The sequence below is a fragment of the Komagataeibacter medellinensis NBRC 3288 genome, assembly GCF_000182745.2.
In the GTDB taxonomy this organism is placed as follows: Bacteria; Pseudomonadota; Alphaproteobacteria; order Acetobacterales; family Acetobacteraceae; genus Komagataeibacter; species Komagataeibacter medellinensis.
Genome location: NC_016027.1, coordinates 772,078 through 785,538 on the forward strand (window position 1 = coordinate 772,078; position 13,461 = coordinate 785,538).

The window sequence follows — 13,461 nt, forward strand, 5'->3', positions numbered from 1 at the left end:
AAGACAGCAGGCGGAATTCGTGCTATATGGGTGGCATGAGCATGTTCAGAACCACCCAGAAAGGCACCGTGACCGATGCGATGGCGCGCACGGCCGCAGCGACCACGGCAGCCGAGGCAAAGTCCGGCAAGGCCATAAAGGATGAAGACCCCTTCCGCGAGGGTGACGCCATTGTCTACGCGGCTCATGGCGTTGGCCGTGTTGACCGGATTGGCGTTGACGAGATTGCCGGAACCAAGCTGGAAATGATCCAGATCTCCTTCCCTGGCAACCAGATGACGCTGCGCATCCCCCTGTCCAAGGCGCGCAAGTCGGGCCTGCGCAAGATCGTCTCACGCGAGATCGTGGACAAGGCCATGGCCATCATCAAGGGAAAGCCGCATGTCAGCCGTGGCATGTGGGCCCGCCGTGCCGTGGCCTACCAGGAAAAGATCAATTCGGGCGACCTGGTACAGATTGCCGAAGTGCTGCGCGACCTGCGCCGCAATGTGGACAGCCTGGACGGCAGCTTCAGCGAGCGCAAGCTGTTTGAAGCGGCACAGGAGCGTTTCGTGGCCGAAGTGGCCGTGCTGGAAGGCAAGGAACCCACCGAAGTGCTGGAAAAGCTGACCGAAGTGATGAAAGCGGCCTGACCACATCCCTTTTCCCGGTTTTTTCACTCCAACCCGCCGGCCCCGTGCCGGCGGTTCTGCTAGGGGGCGGGTGTTTTCGCCCCGACCGCCTGCCGGTTGTACAGCACCAGCATCATCATACTGCCCGTAAGTGCCGCCAGCATGGCCATGGCAAATGGGCTGCCCGGCCCCGCCACGCCAGCCAGCAGGCCCGACAGCACCGAACCCGCCCCCGACGCAATATCAAAAAACACGTCAAACAGCCCGATAGCCGAACCTGCGGCCGCAGGCGGCACCTGCCGTAGCACCGGCAGGGCCAGCAGCGGATAGGTAAGTGAAAAGCCCAGTCCGGTCAGGAAGCTACCCGCAATGCCCCATGCAGGCCCCGGTGCCAGCCAGATCAGGGCAAGGCCCGCTGCCTCCGTCAGCATGATTGTTGCTACCATGGGCCGCACGTCGGGGCGGTCAACAAGGTGGTTTCCGGCCAACCGGGCACTGACATGACCCACGCCGAACATCGCCAGCGCCCAGCCACCCCCCTGCCACCCGCGGGCGGCATAGAAAATGACCAGAAACGATGAGATGGCGGCAAACCCCACGGCAGACAGGCCCAGTGTCATGCCCCACGTCCATGTATGGCCAATCAGATCTTTCCACTGCACGCCGGCATGGCTGCCATCATGCAGCCGCACCGGTGGCAGGCATAGTGTCAGCACCATACCCGATGCAGGCAAGGCAACGGCAACAAGGCAGAGGTAGAAGAAACCGGCCTGCGCCTGGATCATGCCGCCAATTGCCGTGCCCACGCCCAGCCCGGCAAAGATCGCAAGCCCGACCCATGACATGGCAGACCCCGTCCGCCCGCTGCCTGCTGCAAGGGTAACCGCCCATATGCCGCCACCCGTCACGATCAGCCCTTCACCCAGCCCCATGGACATGCGCCCCAGCACGATCATGGCCTGCTGCATGGCGGGCGCAAGCACGGGCAGGAGCGCAAGCATGTAGGCCAACCCCGAACATGCGGTCCATCCCAGCCCCGCCAGCAGGGTATCACGCCCGCTGCGCCGGTCCGCCATCCGCCCTGCCCACGGGCGCGACAGCAGCGTCGCCCCTGACTGCAGGCCCATAATCAGACCAATCATGGTGGTACCACACCCGAATCGGGCCTGCAGTTCCAGCGGCAGGGCCGGTAACGCCAGCCCCATGGCCAGCATGCCGCTGGCAATGGCCAGCATGATGGGCACAAGGCTGCCGCGCGCCATAACATGAACACTCATGACGGGAACGTAATGCATTTTCCACACGCTGAACAGGCTGCGGGGCAGCCCGCTACACATGCCTGCCCGAAGACCGTCATGAGACATGTTTGCGGCAAATTTTTCCCACAAGGCCCGGCGGAACGTCGCATTCCTGAAAAAAGGCGGCAGCCGGATACCTCTGCCTTTCCTATCAACGAACCGTTTTTTTACTCCATCAGTACTTGAACTGGTACAGCAGGCCAATACTACTGCCGGGATCGTTCTCCGGCGTGGTAAAGCCCGTCACGTTGCCACCAGTACCAACCGTGGTGTTGAGCTTGAGCCTCTTGGTCAGGTCTACCTGCACCTGCGCCTGCGTGCCCGAGCCGGACGTCGCCTGCTTGGCCCCCACATACACGCGCCGCATAACGTATTTTCCCGCCTCGATCGCCCCCGTATCGTTGCCGCCCGAACCGTTGGAGGAACTGCTCATCTGCAACCGGTCCAGATGCAGCGTCTTGCGCACCATGCCCAGCGGGTCAAAGGCGGAGCCACCGCTCAGTGTAGCCACGGCTGCGGCGATGGAAGCCATCTGCGTGGGCGAGAGCGACTGCGTATCCGTACCGAACAACAGGATGGCAAGGATCTGGTCCTGTGACAGTGGTGGCGTGGAGGAGAACGTAATCTTGGGCGCGCTGGCATAGCCGCCCACGTTCAGCCGCGCCGTGCCGTCATTCGTGCTGCGCTCGGCCACGAAGTCCAGCGTCGGGTCGATCTTGTGGGTTACACCCGTGCCGTTGAAGCCGACCTGTCCCTTGCTGAAATCAAGCGAAATGCCGCCCAGAGAAAACCCGCCCTTGACCAGCGAGAACCCACCTGTCACCAGCGGCGCCGTGGCCGTACCGCCCACATGGATCTTGCCATGCATCTCGGTATTCAGCCCATGTCCACGCACATAGAACTGCCCCGGCGAACTCACATCCAGCCCCAGCCCCACCACCAGCGGCGAAACAGGAGCCGCCTTTTCACGTGTGGCCTCATCACCGGGGCGGATCACATCCAGATGCGCAACCGAAGTTGGCAGGGAGTCGGGGATGTTGATGTCCACACGCTTGAGCGTGAGATTGCCCGTGGCGTCGATGCGGCTGGCCAGTTGCCCCTTTACGTCCAGATCGCCATTGAGGGTTGCGGTAATCAGGTCACTGGCCAGCGGGCGGGCATTATCGGCATGCACATGCAAGTCGATCGGCTGGCCGGGTTCCAGCACGCCATAGCTGCCCGATGCATTGAGGCTGCCCTTGCCCGCCTGAGCCACAAGGTCGGTAATGACCAGCCGGTCCCCCTGCGCGTTGACCGTGCCATGAATGGCGGAAAGCTGTATGCCCTGCCCGAAATCATGGAACAGGCCGTTTGCAAGTGTCAGCGTGCCGCCAAGGCGGGGCTGGGCGGGGGTGCCGCGCACGCCCACGTTCATCTGCAACATGCCGCCCGCCTGCATGCCCTGCGCCCCCAGATAGGCGTTGGCTACCGCAAGGTCCACATTACCATCCGCCTGCAGCGTGATCTGCCCGGCTTTGTTGACGGGGGCCGTGCCATGCAGACCAAGGTTGACCTGCGTACCCGCCTGCAGTTGCGCATCCACCCGCGCCATGCCCGCATTAAGGGTAGCAGTGGCGTCCAGCGATGCGGGGGCAAGGGCTGCGGTATAATCCGTATGGTATTTCAGCCCCGTACCCGTCACCTTGACCTGACCCGAGGGGCGGTCGAGCGTTCCGGTCAGCCGGGCCTCGGCCGAGAGCTGGCCCTGCGCGTGCAGCGACGGCATGAAGGGCACGACCAGATCGGGTGAGAGATGGGCCAGCGTTGCATGCAGGTCCAGTGCGGGGCGGACCTTGCCCGCCACTTCCACGCTGCCCGGCTGCCCGCTGGGTGGGATCACGCCCAGACGCAGGTGGTCAAGAGCGATCTCCTTGCCATAGGTCAGGCTGACCGGGCCATCAAGGCGAACCTGTTCGCGCCGGGCCTGCGCCACCAGAGTGTGCACGGCGATGGTACTGGCGGGAATGTTGGCCTGCAGCGCGGTATCAAGGGTGGCGGCACCGGTCCATGGCGTATCAAGCCCGGACTGTGCGGTCACGTTCAGTGCCGATGTCGGCCCCTTTGCGGTAACATGGGCATGGCCGCTCATGTCACGGAAACGGGCATTGTCCACCACAAGGTCAAGGTCGCTGGTGGGGATCGCACCCACCGGGTCGAGCAGCCTGCCCTTGAGCACCAGCCGGTCAATGCGCGCGATGGGAGCAGCAAGCGCGCTATCCACATTCACCGCCAGTGCCGCGGGGGCATCCGCCGTGGCGCTGGTGCTGTGCAGGGTGGCGGACAGGTGGCCGCCAATGTCCTGCCCGGTCAGGTCACGCAGGTCGGCCAGACGGGTCATGTGCAGGTCCAGCGTGCCTGATGGCACAAGGTGGCCCGCAGGCAGCGTCATGTCCGCCTGCCCGGTCAGGGTTTTCCAACTCAGATGCTCAAGAATAATGTGGCGGGCGCTGTCGGCATTGCTGTCCATGTGAAGGGCAACCTGAACGGGCGCACGGTCCACGGTGCCCGAAACGCTCAGCGCCCCCTGACTGACCTGCGGCAGGTGCTGCATTTCCAGGCTGGCCTGCACGTCCCCCGCCGCCGTGTTGCTGGCCGCGATGCTGGCCTGCGTGGTCAGGCTGGCGGCAAGGTCATTCACCGGACCTGATGCATGCAGGTCAGCCTGCATGTGTCCCTTCAATGTGGACGCCAGCACATGCAGGTCCGACAGGGCCAGATGTGCCGTGACATCCACCGCAAGCGGGGTGCCGGTCACGATCCGTGTGGGGGTTGCCTCAAGATGCAGGGCCTTCCCCTCCGCCAGCAGCGTGGTGAAGGTGAGCGTGCGCGCGCCATGGACAGCGGGCGTGACGGTACCCGCCACGTTCAGGTGGCCCGCATCGCCAACCAGCCCCACGGCTATGGGCAGGCCGCCATCAAGCGCGATATGGCTGTCCAGCCCGAAATGCCCATCCTGCCCCGCCGTGGGCAGCGTGGCGCTACCATCAAGTGCCGCATGGCCATGCAGGTTCGTGCCACCCACGGCGGCAAGCGGAGCCAGGGTCGGCAGTTCGGCATGGAAGGTGGTGGCTATGGGACCTGCGGTCAGCACCTGTCCAGTCAGCCGCACCAGCGGGTGGGTGAGCGAAAGGTCAACCGGGCCACCCCGGTCATCGGGGTGCCACAGCACATCCAGCCTGAGCGGATCGGCCGCGAACAGCGCGGGCTGGCTGCCCGGAACCAGCAGGCCGGTAATGGTGGCATGGATAGCGGCATGTTCCGGCTGACCCGCCCCCTGCCCGCTCAGGCCATCGGCCACAAGGTGCAGCGCGCCAAAGCCCGCGCCATTGCTGGTCAGGCGGTCCACATCCAGCATACCGTTGCCGGTCGGGCGCTCCAGCGTGCCGCCCACATGGGCAGCCAGGTGCGCACCCTGCCAGCCGGTAGTGCCATCGAGCACCATGGCCGGACTGGTGGCCGCCACATCCAGCGCCATATGGTGACTGAGCAGCCCCACCCGCCCTTTCGCACTGGCCTGCACCGCCCCCGTGGCCAGCGCAAGGGCCAGTTGCGTGTCATCGCGCGGGCCGTTCAGACTGAGCGACAGGTCCAGCGGGGCCAGTGCCGGGATCTGGCCCAGCGTGGCCACAAAACCATCGGCCCCCTCGTGCGCATGCAGATCCAGAGCCACATTGCGCCGGTCCAGCCGGGTGGTCAACGCCAGCGTGCCGGGGTGGTCAAGCCGGGTCAGGGCCAGCGTGATATCGGCCGGCGGCAGGGTAGCTATGGAAAAATTGTCCAGCACCGGGGCGATATCGGCCAGGCGCGCATGCCCTTCCAGACGGAAGGCGGCGGGTATGCGCGCAAGGGCCGCCCCCACCTCGATCCGCGCCACATGCACCGCGCGGATGTCGATGCCCATGTGGATGCTGCCCGATGACTGCTCTGGCGTTTTCTTGGCGGGATGGGCCGGATCGTCCTCGCTCAGGCGGGGAATGGACAGCCGCTCCATAGACAGGTTGCTGATGACCGCACGCCGTCCCAGCAGCCGCAGCGGCGACCAGTCCAGTTGCAGTCCGTCGATCGAAAGCCACGCGCCCCTGTAGTCATCCAGTTCCAGATGGGCCACATGCAGCGCATCGGGAAAGCGCCCCCCCAGCCCCGACAGGTGGACGCTGCCCCCCGTAAGCCCCGGCAGGCGGCGTTCGATCGCGCGCTGGCCCGCACCCGTATTGGCTGCGACCAGCACCATACCAAGTGCTACGGCCACCAACCCTGCCGGAATGCCAAGGGCGAAGGCCACACCGCGCAGGATGCGCCGACCGCGCGGGGGTGTGGGGGGAGCGTGTTCAGGCATCAGAATGTCTCCCCCAGCCCCACGTACAGTTCCCACTTGTCACCCCTGGCCGGGCGGTTGAGCGGTACCGCCACGTCCAGCCGCACCGGGCCGATGGGCGTATAGTAGCGCGCGCCCGCCCCGGCGCCTACGCGCAGCGTACCCTCGAACGGCGTATGGTTGCCCGTGACCTGGCCCGCATCAATGAAGCCCACGGCCCCGAACTTCTGCAATATGCGTTGGCGGTATTCGAACGACCCCGCATCCATCGACGTGCCACCCACGGCGTAGCGCGTGTTGGCGAACTGCGGCCCCACCCCCTGATAGCGAAAACCACGCACCGTAGCCGAGCCGCCGGCATAAAGCCGCTGGTCAGGCGGGATGGCGAAAGTGGAAGCACCTTCCACATTGCCTATGGTCCCACGCAGGGCCAGCACGCTGCGGCCGGGACGCGACAGGCCAAAGTGCTTGAGGTCAAAATAGGTCGAGACGGTGGCCTGCATGATGGCGAAAAACGATGTTCCGTCAGTCAGCGAGGCGGACGGCGTGATGCTCGCACCCACCCGTACGCCGTGGGTGGCGGGAGTGATGGGATTGTCCACCCCCGTGCCGTCGTAATTGGCGGTCAAAGGCAGGGCGACGATGAAATAGCTGTTGGTGGCGCGCATCTGCTGGATCTGTTCCTGCTCGATCTGACCGCCAAAGGATACGTTCCACAGCCGGTTGACGTGGCGCACAACGCCAACGCGCGCCAGCAATGCTGTCTGGCGATAGGAATAGAGTTCCTGCTTGATGCCTTCAAGCCGGGCGCTGAGGTTCTGCGCGCGCGACCCGAAATCGGGCTTCATCAGATCGGCATAGAAATCGTAGCCCAGCCCCTGCTCCGCCGAACCGCCAAGCCCGGTGATCAGCGCCGTCAGCCGCAGCCGCTCGGCATTGCCGAACAGGTTGTTATGGGTCCATGTCACACCCGCCCGGCCACCAAGGTCGGTTGAATACCCGCCTTCCGCCCCCACGCTATGGCGCTTGCCTTCACGGAAGGAGAAGCCCAGCGGCATCGTGCCGTCGGTTGCCAGCGTCTCGTCGTGATTGACCTGCACATCGGAAAACAGGCCGGTGGAGGCAATGTCCTGCCGCGCGCGCTCGATGCGCGAGGGTTGGTACAGCTCACCCGGCGCAATGGTCATACGGCGGGCGATGTAGGCCGGATGCGTACGCTGCAGCCCGGCAAAGTCGAACGCACCAAGATTGACCACCGGGCCACGGTGCACGGTATAGGTCAGGTCAAGCGTATGGGTGTCGGGCCGCAGCCATGCCTGTGGCGTGCCGACATGGGCCAGCGCATAGCCTTCCTCCGTCAGCGCTACCTGCAGAGCGGCACCTGCCGCCAGCACGCTTTCGGCCTGCGCGGGCACGCCCGGTTTCATGCCGAACGCCTTCTGCTCCTCCGCATCCAGGTGAACCGGCGGGTCGCCCTTGTCCGGCTGCAGGGTCACGACGCCAATGCGGAAGACGCTGCCCGGCGTGGCGCTGATGGTCACCTGCGCCTTGCGGCCGGCGGGAATGGCCTGCAGCCACTCCGGCAGGTCGGGATCGCGCCCGTCATGGCCAGCCCCCTCTGTCCCCTTCGCGGCCTTTACATCCACATCGCTGACCGTGATGGTGATGGTGCCCGCATAGTAACCATAGCTTTCCAGCGCGCTGATCAGGCGGGAATAGTCGTTATGGATGCGCCCGGTCAGGGCAAAGGGGCTGACGGCCTGGGTTTTCTGTAGCGAAATCAGGTCGGATGAGGCACGCAGCGCGGCATCAAGGTCCGCATTGCCGGTGGGTCGAAGCGTGGTGACATAATCCTGCGGGTCGGCTGCCTGCACCGCAGCCTGCGGCACAAAGGCGGTCAGGAGCGCGCACAGAGTTGCATAACCGGCACTGCGCCTGACCCGCACCCCCACGGGGCGGGCCAGGCGGAAATGACGCAATCGTGTCAAACCGTGCCGCCCCTGTTCCTGTCTCGCGCGCTGTTATTTTTCTAACACTGTGTGATATCTGCCATTCCCGGCATGCATGATCAAACCGATATTAACGTCCGTGCCTTAATAAGTTCCGAATATGTCATATCGGTGCCCGTAATTGCGATATCGTGTTGCAAACTGTCACCACCGCTACGTTCTTGGCTTGACAGCACCCCGATTCCGCCGGGCATGATCGGGCCAGGCAGGAAGGGTTGCCGCGCCCGGCAGCCCATCATGACAGACCGGGAGCGTTGATGGCCGGACCCTGTGTTCCCAGGCATATCGATCGCAAGGTACTTGACCGCGCGCAAGCGAACCACGATGTGTTGCGCCCGTCGCGCGGACATCGTCCCGCCCTGCTGCCTGAGGATACCTGACCCGTGAACAGCCTGTTCCCCCCTACCGGCGTGGCGCAGCCACTCCCCCGCACATCATCCGCGCGGGGGCTGCATGTCATAACGTGGGGCTGCCAGATGAACGTGTATGACAGCGAGCGCATGACCGACGTGCTGCGTCCGCTGGGCTATCGGGCCGTGAACACACCCGATGATGCGGACATGATCATCCTCAACACCTGCCATATTCGCGACCGCGCGGCGGAGAAGGTGTTCTCCGAACTGGGGCGCCTGCGCAAGGTCAAGGAAGCGCGTGCGGAACGGGGTGCTGGCACGGTGCTGGCCGTGGCCGGATGCGTGGCGCAGGCCGAAGGGCGCGAGATTCTGGCACGCGCGCCCTATGTCGATATCGTGCTTGGTCCCCAGACCTACCACCGCCTGCCCGAGATGGTGGCGCGCGCTGCACGTGCGGCAGGCGCCGTGATCGAGACCGACTTCCCCGTCGAACAGAAATTCGACTTCCTGCCCGCCGACCGCGTCGCCCCTGCTGGCGGGGCGGCCTTCCTGACCATTCAGGAAGGGTGTGACAAATTCTGCTCCTTCTGCGTGGTGCCCTACACACGTGGGGCCGAAAGCAGCCGACCGGTCGCCGCCGTGCTGGCTGAAGCCCGCCGGCTGGTGGCCGCTGGCGCGCGCGAGATCACGCTTCTGGGCCAGAACGTCAACGCCTATCACGGCGAAGGGCCGGATGGCGGCCCATGGGGGCTGGCGCGCCTTGCCCGCGTGCTGGCCGATGAGGTGGGGGTCGCGCGCATCCGCTACACCACGTCGCACCCTCGCGACATGGAAGATGACCTGATCACGGCCCACCGCGACCTGCCGCAGCTCATGCCGTTTTTGCACCTGCCGGTGCAGTCCGGCGCCGACCGGGTGCTGGCGGCCATGAACCGCGGCCACACGGCCGATGAATACCGTGTGCTGGTGGACCGCCTGCGCAACGCGCGGCCCGACCTTGCCCTTTCATCCGACTTCATCGTGGGCCATCCCGGCGAGACGGACGCCGACTTTGCCGATACCATGCGCCTGATCCGCGATGTCGGCTTTGCGCAGGCCTATTCCTTCAAGTATTCCTCCCGCCCCGGCACGCCTGCGGCCGGTGCGGGCCAGCAGGTGGCGGAAGACGTGAAGGATGCCCGCCTGCAGGAACTCCAGGCCCTGCTGCGCGTACAGCAAGATGACTTTAACGATGCAACCATCGGCCTGCGCGCGCCCGTCCTGTTTACCGGGCGCGGACGCAAGCCGGGACAGATTTCCGGCAAGAGCCCGTGGCTGCAGGCCGTGAACGTGGAAGGCCCCGAAAGCCTGATCGGCCGTATTGCCAGTGTGGATATCCGCCACAGATACACCAATTCCCTTGGTGGTGTCCTGACAGAGGAGACAGACAGGGCTTGAGAGAACAGACACAATCCACGCTCCACGCCCCCCGCCGTGGCGGCAGGCGCCTTCCCCCCCCAGACACGGCTGCGGCAAATGACCGCACCGTGACCCTGCAGTTCGAGGACAACGCGCTGCTGGCGCAGCTTGTGGGCGACCATGACCGCCACCTGTTGCATCTTGAACGTGGATTTGATGTACGACTGGCATGCCGGGGCAACCGCATCGCCATTACGGGTGGTGCCCAGCGCGTCGCGCTGACCCAGGGCACGCTGACCGAACTCTACCGCCGCGCCCGCGCGGGCCAGGTGGTGGATACCGCCGCCGTCGATACCGCCATCCGCATGGCGGCGCATGCCTTCTCTGCCCCCGCCGCCGCAGCAGCAAGGGACCTGACCACCATGCAGGACACCCGCACACCTATCGCCCCGCCCCGCCCGTCGCTGGCGGACCTGCCCACCATCATGACCCGGCGCGGCCCCATTGCCCCCCGCTCGGTCGGCCAGGGCCAGTACATGGACATGCTCGCCCGGCAGGAAATGGTGTTTGGCCTTGGCCCCGCTGGCACCGGCAAGACCTACCTGGCCGTGGCTCAGGCCGTAGCCATGCTGCAGGCGGGACAGGTAGACCGCATCGTGCTTTCGCGTCCTGCGGTGGAGGCAGGGGAACGGCTGGGCTTCCTGCCAGGGGACATGAAGGAAAAGATCGATCCCTACCTGCGCCCGCTCTATGATGCGCTGCATGACATGATGCCGGGAGACCAGGTAATCCGCCGCATGGGCACGGGGGAGATCGAGGTGGCGCCGCTTGCGTTCATGCGCGGGCGGACGCTGGCGCACTGTTTTGTCATTCTGGACGAGGCGCAGAACACGACCCCCGCCCAGATGAAGATGTTCCTGACCCGCATGGGTGAAGGCACGCGCATGGTCATTACCGGCGATCTGAGCCAGGTTGACCTGCCGCGTGGCGTGACATCCGGCCTGCGTGAGGCGGTCGAGACTCTCGACGGCCTGCCCGGGATCGGCATGATGCGATTTGAATCGCGTGACGTGGTGCGCCACCCGCTGGTGGCGCGTATAGTGGAGGCATACGACCAGCGCACGGAGGCGGACAGACGCCCCCACCGCGCCCGGTCGCAGCAGGAGAACAATGAAACCTCGAAGTAGCACTGGCCCCGCCCATGGGGGCGGGGTCGCGGATGCACCGGGTGGGGCTGGCATGCCCGCCCCAACGGCCATGCCGGTCGGGCCCGACATCACCGTGGTGGACAGGCGCTGGAACCGCGCCATCCGCCACCCGGTCCGCCTTGTCACACGCGCGGTGAACGCCGCACTGGACGCCACGGGCAACCAGGGTCCGGTTACGGTCGTGCTGGCCGATGACCTTACGGTCAGGCGCATGAACTGGCGGCATCGCGGGCGTAATAAGCCCACCAATGTCCTGACATTTGAATACGCCCCTGCCCACACTCCCGGCGCGATATGGGGCGGTGACATCATCATCGCGTTTGAAACGCTCGCGCGCGAAGCCCGTGCCGCAGGCCGCAGCATGGCGGCCCATCTGGCGCATCTGGTCATCCATGGCGTGCTGCACCTGGCGCAGTACGACCACCACCATCCCGGAGAAGCACGGGAAATGGAAATGGAAGAGGCCCGGCTCCTGTCCACGCTGGGCTTCGCCAATCCGTGGAAGCCGGGCCGCATGGCCACGGCGCGGGGAGCACGCTCATGAGCAGACCGGGACATGATGGCACCGGGGGCGGCGAACCTCCATCCGGGTCGCGCGGCAAGGGATTCCTGTCATTGTTCAGCCGCAGGCGCGCTGAACAGGGACTGCGCCATTCCATTGCCGCGCTGGTCAAGGAAGCCGATGATGCGGCGGGCAGCGAGGGGGAGCCCGGCCCCTCCGAACTGGACCGGCAGGAACGCGCCCTGCTGGCCAACGTGCTGCGCCTGCGTGGGATCACGGCTGATGACGTGATGATCCCGCGCGCGGATATCGTGGCGATGCCGGTTGATATCAGCCTGGATGAGGCACTGGCCATGATGCGGCGGGAAAACCATTCCCGCATGCCGGTCTACCGCGAGCAGCTGGACGATATCGTAGGCATGATCCACGTAAAGGACCTGATCGCCTATGTCGGCACCTCAGAGGCCTTCCGCATGGAACCCCTGCTGCGCCAACCGCTGATGGTCGCACCCCAGTTGCCCGTGCTGGACCTGCTGCTACAGATGCGCGTGCGCCATGTCCATCTTGCACTGGTTATTGATGAATATGGCGGCATCGACGGGCTTGTCACCATCGAAGATCTGATCGAGACGATTGTGGGCGACATCTCGGACGAGCATGACGAACCCACCGTCAACATGATCCGTGAACGCCCCGACGGCACGCTGGACGTGGATGCCCGCACCCCCGTGGCGACGTTCGAGGAAAAGGTCGGCCCCGTGCTGACCCGTGACGAGCGCGAGGCCGAGATCGAGACCGTGGGCGGGCTGGTGTTCCGTCTGGCGGGGCATGTGCCCACGCGCGGCGAGATCGTGGCGCATGAAAGCGGCACGGTCTTCCGTATCCTTGATTCGGATGCCCGCCACATCCGCCGCGTGCGCGTGCGCCTGCCACCACATGATGCCACCCATTCCCAGCCCGAAGGGCAGGCCGGCCGCCCCTAACGCTGGTGCAGGCCGCCAGGCGGGGGGTGGATTTACGCCCGCCCTCCGCCTCTCTACACTCATTGCCATGACCGGGGCATATGCCCCCCAGCCCCTGACGGAGAGTTACCCGTAATGCCCATCAAACGCCGCACCCTGCTTACCCTTGTCCCCGCCCTGATCACCGGCGGCAGCCTGCTTTCGGGCAGGGCTATGGCACAGGCCACCGATCCGCGCCTGACCATCCGCGCGGCGGGCAACCCGCAGGCCAAGGTACAGGTGGAGGAATGGTTCTCGCTTACCTGCACGCATTGCGCGCGCTTTGCCGCCGAGATCTTTCCCGAAGTGCGCAGCAAGCTGATCGACACGGGCAAGGTATACTACATCTTCCGCGACTTCCCGCTCGATCAGGTGGCACTCACCGCCTCCATGGTCGCGCGCAGCCTGCCGCCCGAGCGCTATGAACCCTTCGTGCTTGCCCTGCTGTCCAGCCAGGACCGCTGGGCTTTTGGCAAGGATGTGAACCCCGAGCAGGAAATCCAGAAAATGGCCGCCCTTGCCGGCATGTCGACCGACCTGTTCCAGCAGACCATCCATGACGACAAGCTGCGCCACGCCATAATGGACGAGGAAGACCGCGCGCAGGCGCTGTACAAGATTGATGGCACCCCTACCTTCCGCTTCAATGGCAAGGAACAGGTGGCGCAGGAACTCACTTATGATGAGTTCGCCAAAAAGGTCGAGGCGGCAAGCCACTGATCGGAAC

Annotated in this window: 9 protein-coding genes; 6 read left to right on the forward strand and 3 right to left on the reverse strand. The window is 65.2% G+C overall.

The features are described 5' to 3' along the window. Nucleotides 1-35: 35 nt before the first annotated feature. On the forward strand, nucleotides 36-632 hold the full coding sequence (locus tag GLX_RS03510; protein WP_041247599.1) for a CarD family transcriptional regulator: 597 nt from the start codon (nucleotides 36-38) through the stop codon (nucleotides 630-632). Nucleotides 633-691: 59 nt separating this feature from the next. On the opposite strand, the gene GLX_RS03515 is transcribed toward GLX_RS03510, so the two are convergent. The 3 genes from GLX_RS03515 to GLX_RS03525 form a co-directional block, all read right to left on the reverse strand. Beyond that, entirely contained in the window at nucleotides 692-1,888 is a 1,197-nt protein-coding gene (locus tag GLX_RS03515; RefSeq protein ID WP_041247600.1) for an MFS transporter, read from the reverse strand. A 196-nt stretch (nucleotides 1,889-2,084) separates the two neighbouring features. Continuing rightward, nucleotides 2,085-6,284: a translocation/assembly module TamB domain-containing protein gene (locus tag GLX_RS03520; protein ID WP_014104655.1), complete on the reverse strand. Its 4,200-nt coding sequence runs from the start codon at nucleotides 6,282-6,284 to the stop codon at nucleotides 2,085-2,087. Next, nucleotides 6,284-8,242 carry an autotransporter assembly complex protein TamA gene (locus tag GLX_RS03525; RefSeq protein ID WP_041247148.1) on the reverse strand — a complete coding sequence of 653 codons (1,959 nt, stop codon included), beginning with the start codon at nucleotides 8,240-8,242 and terminating at the stop codon, nucleotides 6,284-6,286. Before GLX_RS03525 ends, GLX_RS03520 begins: the two co-directional genes overlap by 1 nt. A 413-nt stretch (nucleotides 8,243-8,655) precedes the next feature. On the opposite strand from GLX_RS03525, the gene miaB reads away from it, so the two are divergent. The 5 genes from miaB to GLX_RS03555 all read left to right on the forward strand — a co-directional run bounded on the left by miaB (nucleotide 8,656) and on the right by GLX_RS03555 (nucleotide 13,454). Then, the gene (miaB, locus tag GLX_RS03535) at nucleotides 8,656-10,062 is read left to right on the forward strand and encodes a tRNA (N6-isopentenyl adenosine(37)-C2)-methylthiotransferase MiaB (RefSeq protein ID WP_014104657.1); all 1,407 of its coding nucleotides are present in this window, start codon (nucleotides 8,656-8,658) and stop codon (nucleotides 10,060-10,062) included. A gap of 89 nt (nucleotides 10,063-10,151) precedes the next feature. Beyond that, nucleotides 10,152-11,210 carry a PhoH family protein gene (locus GLX_RS03540; RefSeq protein ID WP_041247150.1) on the forward strand — a complete coding sequence of 353 codons (1,059 nt, stop codon included), beginning with the start codon at nucleotides 10,152-10,154 and terminating at the stop codon, nucleotides 11,208-11,210. Nucleotides 11,211-11,262: 52 nt separating this feature from the next. Beyond that, the gene (gene ybeY / locus GLX_RS03545; RefSeq protein WP_041247151.1) at nucleotides 11,263-11,775 is read left to right on the forward strand and encodes an rRNA maturation RNase YbeY; all 513 of its coding nucleotides are present in this window, start codon (nucleotides 11,263-11,265) and stop codon (nucleotides 11,773-11,775) included. Then, nucleotides 11,772-12,716, forward strand: a complete 945-nt coding sequence (locus tag GLX_RS03550; RefSeq protein WP_014104660.1) for a hemolysin family protein — start codon at nucleotides 11,772-11,774, stop codon at nucleotides 12,714-12,716. Before ybeY ends, GLX_RS03550 begins: the two co-directional genes overlap by 4 nt. 114 nt (nucleotides 12,717-12,830) lie before the next feature. Continuing rightward, nucleotides 12,831-13,454 (forward strand): thioredoxin domain-containing protein, encoded by a 624-nt coding sequence (locus tag GLX_RS03555; protein WP_014104661.1) that lies wholly within the window; start codon nucleotides 12,831-12,833, stop codon nucleotides 13,452-13,454. Nucleotides 13,455-13,461: the final 7 nt, after the last annotated feature.